The 18,067-nt window shown below is 69.6% G+C and carries 18 protein-coding genes; 11 read left to right on the top strand and 7 right to left on the bottom strand.

Annotated features, from left to right (window positions below):
* Positions 1 to 500: 500 nt before the first annotated feature.
* A complete protein-coding gene (locus tag ACIA8K_RS16625) occupies positions 501 to 1,505 on the bottom strand; it encodes a GlxA family transcriptional regulator (protein WP_396059587.1) in 1,005 nt (334 codons plus the stop codon).
* A 71-nt stretch (positions 1,506 to 1,576) separates the two neighbouring features.
* Here ACIA8K_RS16625 and ACIA8K_RS16620 point away from each other — a divergent pair, with 71 nt between their 5' ends.
* The gene (locus tag ACIA8K_RS16620) at positions 1,577 to 2,557 is read left to right on the top strand and encodes an NADP-dependent oxidoreductase (RefSeq protein WP_396059585.1); all 981 of its coding nucleotides are present in this window, start codon (positions 1,577 to 1,579) and stop codon (positions 2,555 to 2,557) included.
* Between the two features lie 109 nt (positions 2,558 to 2,666).
* Here ACIA8K_RS16620 and ACIA8K_RS16615 read toward each other — a convergent pair whose 3' ends face one another.
* Complete coding sequence (locus ACIA8K_RS16615; protein ID WP_396059583.1) at positions 2,667 to 4,115, bottom strand: diguanylate cyclase domain-containing protein; 1,449 nt, start codon at positions 4,113 to 4,115, stop codon at positions 2,667 to 2,669.
* A 138-nt stretch (positions 4,116 to 4,253) separates the two neighbouring features.
* The gene (locus ACIA8K_RS16610) at positions 4,254 to 5,252 is read right to left on the bottom strand and encodes a YbhN family protein (RefSeq protein WP_396059581.1); all 999 of its coding nucleotides are present in this window, start codon (positions 5,250 to 5,252) and stop codon (positions 4,254 to 4,256) included.
* 183 nt (positions 5,253 to 5,435) lie between these two features.
* Here ACIA8K_RS16610 and ACIA8K_RS16605 point away from each other — a divergent pair, with 183 nt between their 5' ends.
* Positions 5,436 to 6,314 carry a sigma-70 family RNA polymerase sigma factor gene (locus tag ACIA8K_RS16605; RefSeq protein ID WP_396059579.1) on the top strand — a complete coding sequence of 293 codons (879 nt, stop codon included), beginning with the start codon at positions 5,436 to 5,438 and terminating at the stop codon, positions 6,312 to 6,314.
* 50 nt (positions 6,315 to 6,364) lie between these two features.
* Here the strand turns inward: ACIA8K_RS16605 and ACIA8K_RS16600 are convergent, their stop codons facing one another.
* The 3 genes from ACIA8K_RS16600 to ACIA8K_RS16590 form a co-directional block, all read right to left on the bottom strand.
* Positions 6,365 to 7,213, bottom strand: coding sequence for a DUF4394 domain-containing protein (locus tag ACIA8K_RS16600; protein ID WP_396059577.1), 849 nt, complete (start codon positions 7,211 to 7,213; stop codon positions 6,365 to 6,367).
* Positions 7,214 to 7,324: 111 nt separating this feature from the next.
* Positions 7,325 to 7,771 (bottom strand): hypothetical protein, encoded by a 447-nt coding sequence (locus ACIA8K_RS16595; RefSeq protein ID WP_396059575.1) that lies wholly within the window; start codon positions 7,769 to 7,771, stop codon positions 7,325 to 7,327.
* Between the two features lie 146 nt (positions 7,772 to 7,917).
* Entirely contained in the window at positions 7,918 to 9,651 is a 1,734-nt protein-coding gene (locus tag ACIA8K_RS16590) for a methyl-accepting chemotaxis protein (RefSeq protein WP_396059573.1), read from the bottom strand.
* A gap of 152 nt (positions 9,652 to 9,803) precedes the next feature.
* On the opposite strand from ACIA8K_RS16590, the gene ACIA8K_RS16585 reads away from it, so the two are divergent.
* From ACIA8K_RS16585 to ACIA8K_RS16545, 9 genes are all read left to right on the top strand, one after another.
* Positions 9,804 to 10,376, top strand: coding sequence for a chemotaxis protein CheW (locus ACIA8K_RS16585; protein WP_396059571.1), 573 nt, complete (start codon positions 9,804 to 9,806; stop codon positions 10,374 to 10,376).
* A complete protein-coding gene (locus ACIA8K_RS16580; protein WP_396059569.1) occupies positions 10,376 to 11,221 on the top strand; it encodes a CheR family methyltransferase in 846 nt (281 codons plus the stop codon). The genes ACIA8K_RS16585 and ACIA8K_RS16580 overlap by 1 nt, the downstream gene beginning before the upstream one ends.
* Entirely contained in the window at positions 11,214 to 11,702 is a 489-nt protein-coding gene (locus ACIA8K_RS16575) for a chemotaxis protein CheD (RefSeq protein WP_396059567.1), read from the top strand. Before ACIA8K_RS16580 ends, ACIA8K_RS16575 begins: the two co-directional genes overlap by 8 nt.
* Positions 11,699 to 12,859: a chemotaxis response regulator protein-glutamate methylesterase gene (locus tag ACIA8K_RS16570; protein ID WP_396059565.1), complete on the top strand. Its 1,161-nt coding sequence runs from the start codon at positions 11,699 to 11,701 to the stop codon at positions 12,857 to 12,859. Before ACIA8K_RS16575 ends, ACIA8K_RS16570 begins: the two co-directional genes overlap by 4 nt.
* Complete coding sequence (locus ACIA8K_RS16565; RefSeq protein ID WP_396059563.1) at positions 12,852 to 13,895, top strand: methyl-accepting chemotaxis protein; 1,044 nt, start codon at positions 12,852 to 12,854, stop codon at positions 13,893 to 13,895. Before ACIA8K_RS16570 ends, ACIA8K_RS16565 begins: the two co-directional genes overlap by 8 nt.
* Before the next feature lie 17 nt (positions 13,896 to 13,912).
* A complete protein-coding gene (locus ACIA8K_RS16560) occupies positions 13,913 to 14,281 on the top strand; it encodes a response regulator (protein WP_396059561.1) in 369 nt (122 codons plus the stop codon).
* A complete protein-coding gene (locus ACIA8K_RS16555) occupies positions 14,278 to 14,550 on the top strand; it encodes a lipid asymmetry maintenance protein MlaB (RefSeq protein WP_396059559.1) in 273 nt (90 codons plus the stop codon). The genes ACIA8K_RS16560 and ACIA8K_RS16555 overlap by 4 nt, the downstream gene beginning before the upstream one ends.
* On the top strand, positions 14,547 to 16,664 hold the full coding sequence (locus ACIA8K_RS16550; RefSeq protein WP_396059557.1) for a chemotaxis protein CheW: 2,118 nt from the start codon (positions 14,547 to 14,549) through the stop codon (positions 16,662 to 16,664). Before ACIA8K_RS16555 ends, ACIA8K_RS16550 begins: the two co-directional genes overlap by 4 nt.
* 64 nt (positions 16,665 to 16,728) lie before the next feature.
* Positions 16,729 to 16,974: a DUF397 domain-containing protein gene (locus tag ACIA8K_RS16545; protein ID WP_396059555.1), complete on the top strand. Its 246-nt coding sequence runs from the start codon at positions 16,729 to 16,731 to the stop codon at positions 16,972 to 16,974.
* On the opposite strand, the gene ACIA8K_RS16540 is transcribed toward ACIA8K_RS16545, so the two are convergent.
* Positions 16,928 to 17,596, bottom strand: coding sequence for a DUF6082 family protein (locus ACIA8K_RS16540; protein WP_396059553.1), 669 nt, complete (start codon positions 17,594 to 17,596; stop codon positions 16,928 to 16,930). The two genes, ACIA8K_RS16545 and ACIA8K_RS16540, sit on opposite strands and share 47 nt — an antisense overlap.
* Between the last annotated feature and the right edge of the window lie 471 nt (positions 17,597 to 18,067).

Genomic DNA, 18,067 nt, shown 5'->3' with positions numbered 1-18,067 from the left:
TCTCCACGGCACTCCGGCGCGCTGGCGCCGTCGTGCCCATTTTCGATATCGCCGTCCGCAGCGGCCGTTCGCTGTCTGTGCTCAAGATCCTTGCGGCCCTGAGTGCCCTTATCGCGCCTCAATAAGGGCACTCAGGGCCGCAACGATCTTCAGTCCCGCCATGTGGGCGGCTTGCTTTCGCATTTTGGGCGCGTAGAGCGCACCGCCCAAAAATCGGAAGAGCCAAGACCACTGGATCTCCACGGCACTCCGGCTCCGCTGCCGGTCCTTGCGACCACCCGGCCGCCGCCATACCGCCCGGCGACGGCTGACGAGGCTGTGTCCGGCCGGCCGCCGCTGTACCGCTCGGCGACGGCTGACGAGGCTGTGTCCGGCCGGCCGCCGCCGTACCGCCCGGCGACGGCTGACGAGGCTGTGTCCGGCCGGCCGCCGCCGTACCGCCCGGCGACGGCTAACAAGGCTGTGTCCGGTCGGCGGATCGCAACTGCCGTTGCGGGCACTCACCCACCGGACGCCCGCCCCAGAAGCGGCGACTCGTCGGCTCCCGGGGCCTGGAACGTACGCCGATAGTGCTGTGGCGTCACGCCCAGAAGCGCATGCATGTGTTGCCGCAGCAACGTCGCGCTGCCGAAGCCGGCCTCCGTCGCCACCCGTTCCACCGGCAGGTCGCTGCTCTCCAGAAGCGTCCGGGCTCGGTCGACCCGCTGCCCGATCAGCCACTGCAGCGGCGTGACCCCCACCTCTGCCACGAACCGGCGGCTGAACGTTCGCTTCCCCATGGCCGCGTGCGCCGCCAGATCGGCAAGCGTCAGCGGCTCCCGCAGCCGCCCCAGCGCCCACGCCCGGGTCGGCCCGGTGCCCATCGAGGACTCCGGCGGTGTCGGGTGGGCGATGAACTGGGCCTGCCCGCCGTCCCGCCAGGGCGCGACCACGCAGCGGCGCGCCGCGTCGTTCGCGACCGCGGCGCCGTGGTCGGAGCGGACGATGTGGACGAACAGGTCGATGCCTGCCGCGGCCCCGGCCGAGGTCAGTACGCGGCCGGAGTCGACGAACAGCACGTCCGGCCGGACCTCGACGGCCGGGAACAGCGCGGCGAACCGCGCGCTCAAGGCCCAGTGTGTGGTCGCTGCCCGCCCGTCCAGCAGCCCGGCGGCGGCCAGTACGAACGCGGATGTGCAGGTGCTCACCACACGCGCGTCTGCCCGGATCGACCGCAGCGCCTCGACCACGGCCGGGTCGGCCTCGCCGGATGCGAGCATGGCGGCGGTCGGCTCCTGGGTGGCGATGACCACGGTGTCCGCGTCGAGGAGTGCGTGCCGGTCGTGCTGGACCTCGATCGAGAACCCGGCGTTGGTGGCGACCGGCCTGCCGTCGAGTGAGCAGACGACGACGTCGTAGAACCGGTGTCCGGCGGTGTCGCACGCCTCGTTGAGCACCCGGGCCGGGATGCCGAGATCGAACGGGATGACGCCGTCCAGGGCGAGGACGGCAACGCGATGGGCCATGGCACGAATCTTACGCGCGATGTCATTCGTGCCGCTGTCGGTGGATGATCGGAACGGTGAGACTTGTCCCCATGAGCGAGAACATCCTGATGAACGCGGTCCGCCAGCACTCCTTCGGCGGCCCCGGGGTGCTGACAGTCGAGCGCGTCCCGCGCCCGGTCCCACTCCCCACCGAGGTGCTCGTCCGGGTGTACGCGGCCGGCGTCAACCCGGTCGACTGGAAGACCCGCGGCGGCACCGGCATGGCCGGCGTGCTCGGCGAGCCGCCCTTCGTCCTCGGCTGGGACGTGGCCGGCGTGGTGGAGGAGACCGGGTTCGGCGTCACCACGCTCGCGCCGGGCGACGAGGTCTACGGCATGCCGTGGTTCCCGCGCGCGGCCGGCGCTTACGGCGAGTTCGTCACCGCGCCGGCCCGCCACTTCACCCGTAAGCCGTCGAGTGCCACGTTCGCGGAGGCGGCGGCCGTACCGCTGGCCGGGTTGACCGCGTGGCAGGCGCTTGTCGACACGGCGGCGGTGCAGCCGGGACAGCGCGTGCTGATCACTGCGGCGGCCGGCGGCGTCGGGCACCTGGCGGTCCAGTTCGCCAAGCACCTCGGCGCGCACGTGATCGCGGTGGCCGGTCCGCGCAACCAGCGGTGGCTTACCGAGCTGGGCGCGGATCAGGTCGTGGACTACACGGCCGGCCGGTTCGAGAAGGAGGCCGGGAACGTCGACGTGGTGCTCGACCTGGTCGGTGACGCGTACGACTCGACGAGCACCCGTTCCATCGAGACGCTCCGGCCCGGCGGGCTGCTGATCGCGGTGCCGGCCGGCGTCTCCCCTGAGCTGGCCGCTGCCGCGCGGGCCGCGGGCGTGCGCGCGACCGCGTTCCTTGTCGAGCCGGACGGCCCGGCGCTGGCCCGGATCGCCGCGCTGATCGACGGCGGCGCGGTCCGGGTCGAGGTGGCTGCGGAGCTGCCGCTTGCCGAGGTCGCCACCGCCCACCGCGACGCCGAACAGGGTCACACCCGTGGCAAGGTCGTGCTGCGCGTCGCAGGCGACCGCCCGTGACGAGAGTCCTTTTCACGGACGCTGTGGGTGCGACGGGCAGTCCCGGCGCGCGACCGGCACCGGCCGGAGTCCTACCGGATCGAGGCGTGACGCCGTCTACCTGAACCGGTCAGGCGAAGACCGGCCCGTCCTTGCCGCGCTTGGCCTCGTACATGGCGCCGTCCGCGAGTTTGAGCACCTCGTCGGCCTCGAACTCCTGGCCGTCCGGCGGCGCGGAACTGTCGTCGACCATGGCGATGCCGATGCTCGGCACCACGTGGGCGTTCTCGTCGCCGCCGACCGGGATCGGAATGCCGCAGCTCTCGATCAGGCGGTCCGCGACCGCCTTGGCCGCGTCCCGGTCGCCGACCGCGTGGCAGACGACCACGAACTCGTCGCCGCCGAGCCGGGCCACCACGTCACCGCCGCGCAGCACTTCGGTGAGCCGCGCGGCGGTGACACGGAGGACCTCGTCCCCGGCGTCGTGGCCCATGGTGTCGTTGACCTTCTTGAACCCGTCCAGGTCCAGGAAGTAGACGCCCATCGGCGGTGTGCCGGGTCGCCAGCGCTTGAGCGTCTGGGCGAGGTGGTGGGTGAGGAAGCGGCGGTTGGGCAGGCCGGTGAGCGCGTCGTTGAGCGCCAGCCGTTCCTTGCGCCGCTGCTCGGTCACGTCGTGGTTGACCATGATCGCGGCGTATGAGCTGCCGGACTGTTCGGGCAGGCCGGTGAGCGAGCAGACGATCTCCACCTCTTCGCCGTCCGCGCGGCGCTGGCGGAGTTCGCCGGTCCAGACGCCGGCGTCGCGGATCGACGGGATGACGTCCTCGAACGTCAGCGGCTCGCCGTCCTCGCTGAGGAACCGGGTGTCGAGCAGTGCGTGCGCGTCGCAGCCGACCGCGTCCGCGAGGCTGTAGAAGTAGACGCCCTCGGCCGCGGTGTTCCAGGTGACGATGCGCCCGTCGCCGTCCCAGGAGACGATCACGTCGGAGACCTGGTTGACGATCTCGGCCTGCGCCCGCATCTCCTCGAACGCGACCACCGAGCCGTTGATCAGGTCGACGGTGGAGAGGCTGTTCGCGGCCATGTCCGCCACGGCCTGCAGGAACGCGAGGTCGGACTCGGAGAACGCGTCGCCGCCCTCATCGCGGGTGACGACCAGGATGCCGGTCGGGTGACCCTCGGCGCGCAGTGGCTGGATCGAGACCGCGCTGATGCCACGGATGGACAGGCCCGCGACAAGAGCCGGATCAAGGGCGTCCAGGTGGGTACGGACCTCCGCCGGATCGAGCACGGCCGCCACCCCGCTGTCGGTGACCGCGGTGACCAACCCGTCGTAGTCACCGATAGTGATGCTGCCCGGCATCTGCCGCAGCGCCTCCTCCGCGTCCGGGTCGCGGTGGGTGGCGCCGACCCGGTTGAGCGTGCGGTGCGTGCTCGACTGCGTCCAGACCGAGGCGCTGTCCGCGACGAGGACGGCGGCCCCGACCACGACGGCGGCGAGTCGGGCGGGGTCGGCGAGCGCGTTGTTCGCCGCCCGCGCGATCCCGACCAGCGCCCGCAGGCGCGCCGTATCGCTCATGGTTGCTGACACCATGGCTCATCCTCCTCCCCGCTCACCCGGTCTGTGTCGCTCTCCGTAACTTAACGGTACGGATCGCGTGGCTGCCCTTTCGGCGCGCGCCCCGCCGGCCTGAGCAAACGGAAGGTGTCCTCGGTCTCATCGCGCCGGAACGGTGACGCCGGAGGACGATCGGCGCAGCAGGGCCCAGGTGAACAGCCCGGCCGGGATGATCAGCCAGCAGGAGAAGAGCCGGTAGCCGAGCACCGCGGCCGCGGCCGGGCCCTGCGCCGCGCCCGCGGAGACCATCGCGGCCAGGAGGCTCGCCTCGATCACGCCGATGCCGCCGGGCGTGACCGGGATCTGCCGGACCAGCTGCACCACCACGTAGACGGCGCCGAGCTGCACGAACGTGAGCGGCAGGTGGAACGCGTGGGCGACCGCGGCCAGGCAGCACAGGTCGGTGAACCAGTTGACCACCGCGAACAGCAGCGCGATCCGCCGGTAGCGCCCGTGCATGCCGAGCGCGACCGGCCTGACCGCACGCAGCGTGGCGATCATCGAGGCGATCCGGCCGGCCGGAACCTCCCCGAGTTCAACGGCAGGAACCGCCACCGGGGTACGACGCCTGTCGCGCAGCACGCTCGCCGTGATCATCGCGATCAGGGCCAGCACGCCGAGTGCCGCGCCGACTGTGGCCACCGGGTGCGCGGACCACGCCGCGCCCGGGTCCTCGAGCACGATCACCACGTACCCGAGGACGAAGAGCACGACCAGGCCAAGCAGGGAGAACGCGCCGGACAGCACCATCACCGTGGTGGCCGCCTCCCGGCTCGCGCCCCACCGCCGGAACGTCTGGTAGGCGAACCCGGCGGACATCGCGGACCCGGCGGGCATGGTGATCGCGATCGCGGAGCGGCTGTACGTCATGGCCAGCGCCGGACCGATCCCGACCGCCACGCCCAGGCCCCGGAGCAGCCACATCTGCTGCCGGGCGAACATCGCCAGCGACACCCACTCCGCGACCAGGCCGAGCAGTAGCCACCACGGGCTCGCGGTGGTGATCGCGAACCAGACCTCGCCCGCGTCCGGCAGGCGGTCACGGAGCAGGAACACCGCGGCGGCGCCGAGCACCACCAGCAGTGCCGGTCGCAGCAATTGTTTCGCGCGGTCCGTTTCGTACCCCCAAAGGCTTGTGTTTTCTCATTTTGCCGGTGGCTGAGGCATTCCCGGCCCGGTACACCCGGATCGCAACTCAGCGCACCCGGCGGTGCACCCGCCGCACCGGAGAGTTTCCCTGGTCAGCGACGTGCTGGCGTTTCCAACGGGGGGAAACCGCATATGAGCATCACCACCACGACGACGACCGCGCCGGTTGCGATGAACGACCGTGAGCGCGAGGATCTCATCCGCGCCAACATGCCGCTGGTCGGTCACCTGGTGCGTGACATGCTCGGACGCGTCCCGGCGCACGTCAACCGCGACGACCTCACCTCGGCCGGCCTGGCCGCGCTGGTGACCGCGGCCCGCGGCTTCGACCCGGAGCGCGGCATCCCGTTCCACAGGTTCGCGGCGACCCGGATCCGCGGCGCGCTGCTTGACGAGCTGCGCGGCCTTGACTGGGCGTCCCGCTCGGTGCGCTCCCGCGCCCGTCAGGCGGACGCCGGGCGCCAGGCGCTGACCGCCACGCTCGGCCGCACGCCCACGCCGAACGAGCTGGCCGAGTACCTGGGTGTCCCGGTGTCGGAGATCAACTCGACGGCTGACGACGTACAGCGGGCCGTCGTGCTGTCGCTGCAGGGCTTCACCACCGGCAGCGCGGACGACATGGTCACCGAGTCGACAATGGGCCCGGAGGACATGCTGCTGCACCGCGAGCGGATCGGTTACCTGCACAACGCGATCGAGGCGCTGCCGGAGCGGCTGCGGATCGTCATCACCCGCTACTTCCTCCGCGAGGAGCCGATGTCGGTGATCGCGGCCGAGCTGAACGTGACCGAGTCGCGCATCTCCCAGCTGCGCGCGGAGGCGCTGACGCTGCTCAAGGACGGCCTGAACTCGCACCTCGACCCGGAGCAGGTCAAGCCCGCGGGCCGCCCGGACGGCTGCGTGAACCGCCGCCGTGCCTCGTACTTCGAGCAGATCGCCAGCAAGGGCACGCTGAACAGCCGTCTCGCCCACACCAACCACCACGGCCTGCCCACCAACCTGGCCGCGTGACACGACAAGGCCCGCCACCCTCCCGTCGAGGTGGCGGGCCTTGCCGCGGGTCAGAGTGCGAAGGTGATCGAGCCGACCTGGAGCACCGACGGGAACGTGCCGACCGCCGTGGCGAACCCGGACAGCAGGTCCACCGAGTAGAGCGTGCTGCGGCCTGTCACCGGGTCGATGATCGCGGCGAACGCGGTGTTGGTGACGGCCCGGCCGTTGCTCAGCGTGCTGTAGATGTCAAGGCTCGACGGGAGCGCCGGGTCGGCACCGAGCGCGCCCTGCGGGAAGAGCGTGCCGGCCGCCGGCGGGTTCTGCAGCGAGATCTGGTTCGCGACGGTGTCGAGGTCGAACAGCAGCGTGCCGGTGACCCCGCTCTTGTCGTTGTTCGTGTACGCGGCGCCTGTCACCCCGGTCACGGACTTGCCTGTGGCGCCGTCGGTAAGCGCGTTCTGCGCCGTGGTGACGTTGCCGTCGACGTCGTGGCTGAGGTTCTGCCCGGTGTCGCTGATGATCCGCAGCCGGTCCGCCGCCGGGTTGAAGTCGACGCCGAACGACTGGCCGCTCAGCGACACGGTCAGCTGGCCGACCTTGGTCAGGTACCACTGGTTGACGGTGTAGATGCCGCCGGCGTTGGCGACCACGTAGGTCAGGCCGTTCGCCGGCCGGGTGTCGAGGCCGACCGCGTAGTAGTCGTGGCCGGTGAACCCGACGATGTCCTGCACCCAGTCGCTCACGTTCGGCGTCTGCGACTTGAACGCCAGCATGGTGAGGCCGTTCGCGGTGATGCCGAAGCCCTGGATCTGCGGCACCGCGGCCTGCCCGGCGGCCGGCCCGCTCGCGACGACAGTGACTGTCGCGGCCACCGTCAGCGCCGCCGCCGCGACGATCTTCTTGATTCGCCAGTTCATGATGTCCTCCCCATTTCGAATGGCGAGGCAAAAGCTATGCGGGGGTACGGGACGCGCGCTGGACGCCGACTGGACGCCGTCCGGGGGCAGCGTCCAGCCGGGTGACCGGCATCAGTCGAAGGTGACCTCGCGGGTGAGCTTCGAGGACCACGGGCACCAGAACAGGCCGGGCAGGAACGCGCCGCCGGCCTCGTCCAGGTGGTCCTCCGCGTAGGTGATCGAGGAGTCGCAGACCTCGATCGCCATCGAGAAGAACGAGACCGTGTCCGGGTCCAGGTGGTAGCTCCAGCCCCGGTTGTAGTCGCTTGAGACCTTCCTGATCCGGCCGATCACGTGGGTCTGGTTCTGCTCGTCGCCGTTGAGGATCGCCCGAGCCTCCGCGATCCGGGCGTCGTTCGTCAGCTTGAAGATGAACTCTTTGCCGCTGTAGTCGGTGAACGCGAAGTACGCCGGCTTCTCCTCGGCCTGTGCCGCCGCGGGCGCCGCGAGGACCCCGCCGGTGGTGGCCATGGCGACGGCCGCGATCAGGCCGCCGATCCGGTTCCGTGTCTTCAGCATGACTTTCCCCCTGTCACATGCGCGCCCGCCATGTGGATCACGGCGGGCCACAAGCGACGTTAGGCACGATCCGGACACCAGGAGCCAAGATCGACAAACATTCGGCGGTACGGCGTACAGGCCGTACCGCCGAATGTTCGTGATCGTTAAAAGCGGTCGAACTTGGCCTCGATCTCGGGGGCGAAGGCGTCCTGGTCCCGCCGCGAGAAGGACGGGCCGGACGCGGCGGAGGCGCCCTGGGCGGAGTAGTAGCCGGGGCCGTTCGCGGACATCCGCCCGCCGTGCTCGCGGCCGGAGTAGTCGGTGCTCGCGTAGTCCGGACGGGCCCGGCGGCCGGGGGCGCCGACCACGAAGAAGTCCATCATCTGCTGCAGCTGTGTGGTCTGCGCGGACATCTCCTCCGCGGTCGCGGCAAGTTCCTCGCTCGACGACGCGGTCTGCTCGGTGACCTTGCCGATCTGGTTCATCGCGATGTTGATCTGGCGGACGCCCGTGGACTGCTCGCCGCTCGCCGCAGCGATCTCCTGCACCAGATCGGAGGTGCGGATGATGCTTGGGATGATCGTGTTGAGCAGGTTGCCGGCCCGTTCCGCGGTCTCCACGCTTCCAGACGCCAGCTCGCTGATCTCCTGCGCCGCGACCTGACTGCGCTCGGCGAGCTTGCCGACCTCGGTGGCCACCACCGCGAAGCCCTTGCCGTGCTCGCCGGCCCGGGCGGCCTCGATCGTCGCGTTGAGCGCAAGCATGTTGGTCTGGAACGCGATGTCGTCGATGATCCCGATCTTGCTGGTGATCTCCTTCATCGCGTTCACGGTCTTCTGCACCGCCTCGCCGCCCTCGAGTGCCTCCGCGCGCGCCTGGGCGGCCATCTCCTCGGTCGCTGTCGCGTTCTCGCTGTTCTGCGCGATGCCGGCGGTCATCTCCTCGAGGCTGGAGGTGGTCTCCTCGATGCTCGACGCCTGCTCGGTCGCGGCCTGGGAGAGGCTCTGCGACGCGCCGCTGATCTGGCCGGCCGCATTGTTGATCTGCGCGGACGAGTCGATCACGGTGCTGACGGTCTCGGAGAGCCGGTCCAGCGCGCTGTTGAGCGCCACACCCATCCGGCCCACCTCGTCGCGGCTGCTGACCTCGAGACGCTGGTCAAGCCGGCCGGCCGCGAGCCCGGTCAGCACGTTGACCGTCTGCTCAAGCGGTTGCGAGATGGCCCGGCTGATCAGCTGCACCATGACGAACGTGAACACCAGCGCGAACGCGATCAGCCCGAACATGGTGATGCGGGCCGTGTCGTAGGCGGCGGAGGACGTGTCGATCGACTCCTTGGCGGCGGAGTCCTCCGCGGCGAGCAGGCGGCCGAGTGCCTCGTCGATCGTGTTCGAGACGGGCGTGACCTCGGCCGCGGTGATCGCATTGAACTGCGCGTAGTCGGCGGACTCCGCGGCCGGGATCAGCTTGGTCGTGAGTACCTGCTCGTAGGTGGTGAAACCGTCGCCGACCGCGGCCCGGTCCTGGTCGGTGCCCGCGATGTCCAACCCGGCCACCCGCTCCCACGCCCCGTTGAGCTCGGTCTGGGCCTTCTGCACACGGGTGGTCGCGGCGTCGTTCTCCGCCTCGGTCTGGGCCAGCGCCAGCGCCCGGGACCCGAGGCGTAGATCCCGGTAGTTGACCGCGATGGTGTCGAGCGCCTTGGTGTTGTGCAGGTGGACGTTGTACATGTCCTCAAGCCGGCTCTGCGTGGTGCCGAGCTGCAGGACGCCGACCACGCCCAGCACGGCCAGCATGACGCAGGTGATCACGGCCAGCCAGCGCAGCTTCCAGGCGACGGAGAGGTTCTTGAACGAGAACCCCGACGACGAGGGCTGGGTATGCGTCTTGTCCGCCATGGTTGCGAGACTCCTCGGTTGATCATCTGGCTCCTGACCAGCCTAGGACCCGCCTACCGGGCGCAAGCGACAAAAACTCATATCTGCCCTTTTCTTGGGCTTAAGCATGATCCGATGAGGTGGAGGGAAGCGCGACGGGGGAGTGGGCAGCGGTGAGCGACGTATCCACGAAGACGATGACCATGGGCCGCTACCTCACGTTCACGCTCAACGACGAGGCCTACGCGCTCGACATCTTCCATGTGCTGGAGATCCTTGAGTACCGCAACCTGACTGTGGTGCCGATGATGCCGCCGTTCATCCGCGGCGTGATCAACCTGCGCGGGCGTGCGGTGCCGGTCATCGACCTCGCCATCCGGTTCGACCGTGGTGCCACCACGGTCCGGCGCCGGACCAGCATCATCATCGTGCACATCGCGGAGTCCGGTCTCGAACCGGGACCCGGCGGCACCGACGGCGACGGCGGCCAGGACATCGGCATCCTCGTCGACAGCGTCAACAAGGTGGTGGCGCTCGGCGGGCACGACATCGAGCCGGCGCCGAGCTTCGGCTCCGGGATCCGGGCCGACTACATCAGCGGCATGGCCCGCCGCGACGGAGACTTTCTGATTCTGCTGGATGTCGGCAACGTGCTGTCGATCAGTGACATGGTCAGCCTGGGCGACGCCGTCCGGGACCGTGGCCAGGCCACCGCCGACGATGCCCCCGCCGACGAAGGAATCTGATGCAGCAGTCGCTCACCAGCCGACCCCAGTGCACCCTGGGCCCGGAGGAGTTCGCCTACATCACCGGCGTGCTGTGCCGGGAGACCGGAATCAGGATGATGCCGGGCAAGGAGGCGCTTGTCTCCGGCCGCCTCGACAAGCGGCTGCGCGCGCTCGGCCTGCCCGGATACCCGGAGTACGTGCGGTACCTCAAGGGCCAGCCGGACGGCTCGCCGGAGCTGCGCCAGCTGATCAACCTGCTCACCACGAACGAGACGTTCTTCTTCCGCGAGCAGCAGCACTTCGACTTCCTCCGCGACACGGTGCTGCCGGCCCGCGAGCGCACCCGGCTGTTCCGGCTGTGGAGCGCGGCCAGCTCGACCGGCGAGGAGGCGTACACCGCAGCGATGGTGCTCTCCGAGGCGCTGCCGGACGACCGCTGGGAGATCGTCGGCACCGACATCTCCTCCCGCGTCGTCGAGGGCGCGCAGCTCGGCATCTACCCGCTCACCGCGGCGGACAAGATCCCGCGTCAGCTGCTGCGCAAGTACTGCCTGCGCGGACGCGACGAGTTCGACGGCAGCATGGCGGTCGGCCGGCCGCTGCGGCAGCGGGTGAACTTCCTCCGGCACAACCTGATGGAGAACCTCGGGCACCTGGGCAGATTCGACGTGATCATGCTGCGCAACGTCATGATCTACTTTGATCCGGAGACCAAGCGGCAGCTCGTCGGCCGGCTGCAGGAGATGCTGCACCCGGGCGGATTCTTCATCGTCGGCCGCTCCGAGTCGCTCAACGCGATCCCGTCACGGCTGGTCATGGTCGAACCCTCGATTTACCGGATCCCCGGGCAGCAGCGTGGCTAGTGTCGCAGAGGTGGTGCTCAACCCCGGGGAGTTCTACTTCGGCGGCGCCGACACCCGCATCCACACGCTGCTGGGGTCGTGCGTGTCGATCACGCTCTGGCACCCGCGCCGGCAGGTCGGCGGGATGTGCCACTACATGCTCCCGACACGGCGGCTGCCCGGCACGCTGCACCGGCTCGACGGGCGCTACGCGGACCACGCGGTCCGGATGTTCCTCCACGAGATCGAGAGGCAGGGCACCCGCCCCTCCGAGTACGTGGCCAGGATGTTCGGCGGCGGCAACCAGTTTCCACCCGCACAGCGCAGAGGCCGCGCGCCGGACATCGCACGCGACAACATCGCGGCCGGGCTGGCGCTGCTCGACCGGCACGGCTTCCACCTGGCCGAGACGCACCTGGGCGGGCGCGGTGCAAGGCGGCTCACGTTCGACATCGCCACCGGCGACGTGGCGCTCCACTCGGCCGCGCAGCAGGTGTCATGACCGGCGGCATGATCGGCGTGCTCATCGTGGACGACTCCGCGGTGGTGCGGCAGGTGCTGACCGCGCGGCTGAGGGACAGCGCGGGAATCGAGGTGATCGGCGCGGTCGCCGACCCGATCTTCGCCATGCAGCACATGAACAAGGTCTGGCCGGACGTGGTGGTGCTCGACCTGGAGATGCCCCGGATGGACGGGCTGACGTTCCTCAAGAAGCTGATGGCGGTACGCCCGACGCCTGTCGTCGTCTGCTCGGCGCTCACCGGGCGAGGTGCGGAGACCGCCATGGAAGCGCTCGCGGCCGGCGCGGTGACGGTGATCCCGCGGCCGCTTACCGGGCTGCGGGAGTTCGTCGAGACGCAGGCCTCGGACATCGTGGCGGCGGTGCGGTCGGCGGCCTCGGCCGGGATGCGGGCGCGGGTACCCGTACCGTCGAGGGCCCCTGATCTTGATCTTGATTTGCGGGTGGTGCCGGCGGGGCTGCTCACCGTCCCCGGACCGGCCAGGGTGCCCGGACCGGCGGTGCCGTCCGGGCGGTCCCGGGACCACCGCCCGCCCGACGCCGTGGGCCAGAAGCCGAACCGCGCGGTCGTCAGCGCGGAACGGGTGGTCGCGATCGGCACGTCGACCGGCGGCACCCGCGCGCTCGAGGTGGTGCTGCCGGCGCTGCCACGCTCCACGCCCGGCGTGGTGATCGTGCAGCACATGCCGGAGCGGTTCACCGCCGCGTTCGCGCAGCGACTGGACGCCATGTGCCGGATGCACGTCACCGAGGCGGCGGACGGCGACGAGGTGCTGCCCGGAAACGTGCTCGTCGCGCCGGGGGGACGGCACATGGAGTTGATCAAAATGGGTAACGGGTACCGGGTGCGCGTCTTCGACGGGCCGCCGGTCAACCGGCACCGGCCCTCGGTCGACGTGCTGTTCCGGTCCGTCGCCAAGGCGGCCGGCGCGGCCGCGCTCGGCGTGATCATGACGGGCATGGGTGACGACGGCGCGCGCGGACTGCTGGAGATGCGGACGGCCGGCGCGTTCACAATCGCCCAGGACGAGGCGACCTGCGTCGTGCACGGCATGCCGCACGAGGCCGTCCAGCTCGGCGCCGTCGACCGGGAGGCGCCGCTCGGGTCCATCGCGGAGGTGATCCACAGGTATGGCTGAGGTGCTCTGGATTCTGCTCGGGATCGTCGTGGGCGGTGGGGCCGGGTTCGGCCTCGGCCGGCGGCGTGCGATCGTCGCTCCATCCCACCACGCCACCGGCGACCCGCATCTGCACAGCGTCAGCCGGCTCACCGGGTCGCTCGCGCCGGTCTGGTCCGCGCAGATCGTGTCGTCCCGCGCCCAGATGGAAACCGCGGTCGGCACGCTCACCGAACGGTTCGGCGAGATCGTCGAGAACCTGGACACCGTGCTCGCCTCGTCGGCCGGCGCGCTCCGGGAAGGCGGGTCCGGCACGTTCGACAGGAGCCGGGAACGGCTCGGCGGCGTCGTCGGCACGCTCGACGACGCGCTCGCCACCAAACGCGAGACCGTCGCGGAACTCCGCACGCTGCTCGCCTTCAACGACGAACTGCGCCAGATGTCAGGTGAGGTGACCGCGATCGCGGCGATGACCAACCTGCTCGCGCTCAACGCCTCGATCGAGGCGGCCAGGATCGGGCGGGCCGGCGCCGCGTTCGGCGTGGTCGCGGACGAGGTGCGGCAACTCGCCGACCGGTCCGCCGGGACCAGCGAGCGGATGGCCGAGAAGGTCGGCCGGATCGACTCCACGATCAACACGCTGCTCGACCACGCCGAACAGACCGCCGAACACGAGAACGAGGCGGTCGCCGGCGCGAACGCGGAGGTCCAGGCCGTGCTCGACGACCTGCAGACAGTTGTCAGCGGGTTCCGCAACTCCTCCGCCGACCTGGAGCGCGCGGCCGTCGGCATCCGCGGCGACATCTCCGACTCACTCGTCAACCTGCAGTTCCAGGACCGGGTCTGCCAGGTCCTGGAACACCTGCAGGCCAGCATCGACCGGCTCCCGGTCGTGGTCGAGGAGGCGAACGAGCGGTCCCGCACCGACGCGCCGCCGATCGACCCGGACGCGGTGCTCGGCGAGATGGAGGCCAGCTACACGATGGCCGAGGAACTCCAGTCCCACAGGTCCAAGTCGGCCGCCACGGTACGCGAATCGGAGATCACGTTCTTCTAGGTTCAAAGGAGGTTCTCATGGGCAAGACGATTCTCGTGGTCGACGACTCCGCCTCCGTGCGCCAGGTCGTCAGCATCGCGCTCAAGGGCGCCGGATACGACGTGCTCGTCGGCACGGACGGCAAGGACGCGCTCACGAAGCTGGACGGCCGCCGCATCCACCTGATCATCTCGGACGTGAACATGCCCAACATGGACGGCATCACGTTCGTGACCGAGGCGAAGAAGCTTGCCGCGTACAAGTTCACGCCGATCATCATGCTCACCACGGAGTCCCAGGAGGACAAGAAGCGCCAGGCGCAGGCCGCGGGGGCGAAGGCGTGGGTGACCAAACCGTTCCAGCCGGAGCAGATGCTCGCGGCAGTCAGCAAGCTGATCGCGCCATGAGCAGCGTCGATCTCGAGGGTGAGCTGACCATCCACACCGCGGCGTCGCAGGCCCCGCACCTGCTCGGCGCGCTCGAGGAGAAAAGCACTCTGCGGGTACGCCTGGCAGGCGTCACCGAGCTGGACACGGCCGGCCTGCAGTTGCTGCTGCTCGCCAGGCAGGAGGGACTGCGCCTCGGGACCACAGTGGAGTTCCGGGACGCGAGCGCGGAGGTACGGGCCGCGCTGGCTGTCGTACACCTGGACGGGGCGTTGGAGGCGTTGGCGTGAGTTTCGAGGACGATGCCGCCGAGGCGATGGACATCTTCATCACCGAGGCCAGGGAACTGCTCGAAGCGCTCGAGGAGGGCCTGCTGTCGCTTGAGGCCGACCCCTCCGAGTCGGAGACGGTGAACGCGGTCTTCCGGTCCGCGCACACGCTCAAGGGATCGGCCGGGCTGTTCGGCCTGAACCACCTGGTCAGCTTCACACACGTGGTGGAGACGCTGCTCGGGCACGTCCGCGAGGGCGAGGTGCGGGCCACACCGGAGCTGATCAGCGCGCTGCTGCCGTGCGCGGACCACATCGCGCGGGTGGTGGAGGGAGTGGCGGCCGGGCGCCTCGTCGCCTCACCCGAGGAGGAGACCGCCGGCGCCCTGCTGCTCGACCGGCTGGCGCCGTTCCTGCCCGGCGCGTTCGTGGTGGCCGCCCCCGCCGTCGTCGAGGACGAACTCGGCGATGCCCGCGGCTGGCGGCTCCACCTCCGCTTCGGCCCGGACTGCCTGCGCAACGGCATGGACCCGATGTCGTTCCTGCGCTACCTGGGCACGCTCGGCACGCTCGACCGGATTACCGTCGACGACTCCGGGCTGCCCGAGGCCGCGGACCTGGACCCGGAGACGAGCTACCTCGCGTTCGAGGTCGACCTGATCACCGACGCGCCCAAACCCGAGGTCGAGTCGGTCTTCGAGTTCGTCCGCGACGAGAGCGACATCCGGATCGCACCGCTGGCCGCCGCCTCCTACGTGGACTACATCGAGGCGATGCCGCAACGGGACAGGATCGGCGACGTGCTGCTGGAGAGCGGCGCGGTCACCTCGTCCGAGATCGACCAGGCACTGCGGATCCAGCGGGAGCGGTCGCTCACCGTACCCATCGGCCAGGTCTTGATCGAAGAGGGTCTGGCGGACCCGGCAGTTGTCGAGGCCGCGCTGAGCCGGCAGCGCAAGGTCGCGGACAGCCGCTCCGCCGACACCCAGACCATCCGCATCGACGCCTCCCGCCTCGACCGGCTCATCGACCTGGTCGGCGAGCTGGTGATCGCCCAGGCCAGCACCACCATGTCCGGCGACGGCGCGGAGGCGCAGAGCGAGGTCACCCGCCTGATCGACGAGGTCCGGCACAGCGCGCTGTCGCTGCGCATGGTCCCGATCGGCATGACGCTGCGCCGGTTCGAGCGCGTCGTCCGGGACGTCTGCATGGACCTCGGCAAAGAGGTCCAGCTGACGATCACCGGCGGCGAGGCGGAGATGGACAAGGCGCTCGTCGAGCGGATCAGCGACCCGTTGCTGCACCTCGTCCGGAACTCGCTCGACCATGGCATCGAGCCGCCCACCGAACGCGCACGGGCCGGTAAGCCGGCTCAGGGCACGCTGCGGCTGCACGCCTACCACGACGCCGGAAACATCGTGATCGAGGTGGCGGACGACGGGCGCGGCCTGGACCGCGACAAGATCCTGGCCAAAGCGGTGGACCGTGGCCTGGTTTCGGCGTCCGCGTCACTGTCGGACGCGGAGATCTACGACCTGATCTTCGAGCCGGGCTTCTCGACCGCCGACGCGGTGTCGAACCTGTCCGGCCGCGGCGTGGGCATGGACGTCGTCCGCCGGAACGTGGCGGCGCTGCGCGGCAGCATCGAGGTCGAGTCGGTCCGCGGCCACGGCGCCGTGATCCGCATCCGGCTGCCGCTGACGCTCGCCATCATCGACGGCTTCCTGGTCGGCGTGGGAGCGTCGTCGTACGTGGTGCCACTCGACCGGGTGACCGAGTGCGTGGAACTGCCGCCCGGCCCCCGCGGCCGCGACTGCATGAACCTCCGCGGCGAGGTGCTCCCGTTCATCCGCCTCCGCCAGGTCTTCGGCGTCCCCGGCGAATCGGCGCGCCGCCAGAATGTCGTGGTGGTCGAGCAGTCCGGGCAGCGTACCGGTTTGGTGGTGGACGCGCTGATGGGCGAGTTCCAGACTGTCATCAAGCCGCTGGGCCCGCTGTTCAGCAACCTGAAGTGCGTCAGCGGCTCGACGATCCTGGGCAACGGCGACGTGGCACTGATCCTCGATGTGGGCCCGCTTGTCGCGGAACACACGGACCACGAGCGCGCCCGCCAGGCTCCGGTCCCGGTCGGCTGACGACACGTTTTTTTGAGAGTTCGCAAACGGGAGCGGTCACACGGGCGGATGCTTGAATTGCGCGATGCCCGTCGGGGTGATGGCTCAACAGCAAGGGTTCCGGTACATGAAAGACAATCGTGCTATGTGGTTTCGGGCGTCCGGATGCAGGGATGGCTACTGCGTGGAGGTCGCGACCTCTCCGGCTGGCATGCTGGTCCGAGACGCCAAGGATGAGGAGCGCGGAGCGGTTCTCAGTTTCGCGACTGAGTCTTGGCAGGCATTCATCGGGAGCCTCCGGAAAGAGGCCGGCGGAGCGGGCCGCGTCTGAGCCCGGCACTGGACATCAGCCAGATGGCGATCCGCATCAGCTGGAGGCAGGTCGAAAACACGCGTTGCCGCCGCCGTGCGGGAAGTAGTCCGGCCACGTCCAGGGTGTCGAAGTCCAGATATGGACTGGTGCGAAGCCTTACCGGTGCGGCCGGTGAGGCTTCGATCGCCGCCAGCTCCGCCGCGTTGCGATAGTGCCGCTCCGCGATGCGCGCGAGGATGGCGGCGGACTCGTCTCCGGACTCCAGGTAGACCACGCGGGCGTCTTGCCAGAACTCCCGGACGATCTCGATGTGGAATATGTTGGCGCAGGTCTTCTCCAGCTCCAGCTCGGTCATGCGCCCGTGCCTCAACGCGGTCTCGAAGTAGCTGAACTCCATCCCGAGATAGGCGCGCAGTGCCATCTCCCTGCCGGATGGCGAGGGCGGGAGCCCCCACAGCGGAAGGTATTCTCTGTTCTTCAGCGCGACGAGCATGAGGTCGTTCCGCATCACGCGGACGACCTCCTCCTCGGAGGCCTGCGTCTGGCGCCGCTGCAGCTGCAGGGAGCGCACCACGCCGAGCAGCGCGAGCGCGGAGATCACCGTGCCGAGTGCGCCGATGCTTTGGCCGATCTCGCTCACCGTTCCCCAGTCGATCTCTACTGCGGGTAGGCAGAGACCGGCCGATGTAAAGGTTGCGTGAGCCGCCTCATGGACGATTCGCATAAGGGGATAAGAGCACACTCATGCAAATCGACTTTCGCGTAAAACGTGAAACTTTCATTCATTCCGAAAAGGCGTGCGAACGGCCGACCCCGTTCCGTGTGCCAGCGTGCCGGGTTGCGAGTGGAATAGCCGCGTATGGAAAATGCAATCGATCGATTGCTGCATAAGGGCTACTCGATGTCAATAACGCTCAAGGATGTCACCCGTGATGGCGATCGTGCTGCTGCACCACCGGCTCGGGCCGCATAACCTGCTGATCGGCCTGCCACCGACCGAGCTCTGCCCGCTGTCGGCAGTGTCGGGGGGGGGGGGGGCCGGCCCCGCCCCCCCCCCCCCCCAACCCCCCCCCCCCCCCCGCCCCCAACACCCACAACCAACCCCAAAAGC

Origin of the sequence: Catenuloplanes sp. NPDC051500 (assembly GCF_044454585.1) — a bacterium.
Lineage (GTDB): Bacteria > Actinomycetota > Actinomycetes > Mycobacteriales > Micromonosporaceae > Catenuloplanes.
The sequence above is the reverse complement of the archived record's forward strand: the minus strand, read 5'-3'. Positions and strand labels throughout refer to the sequence as shown.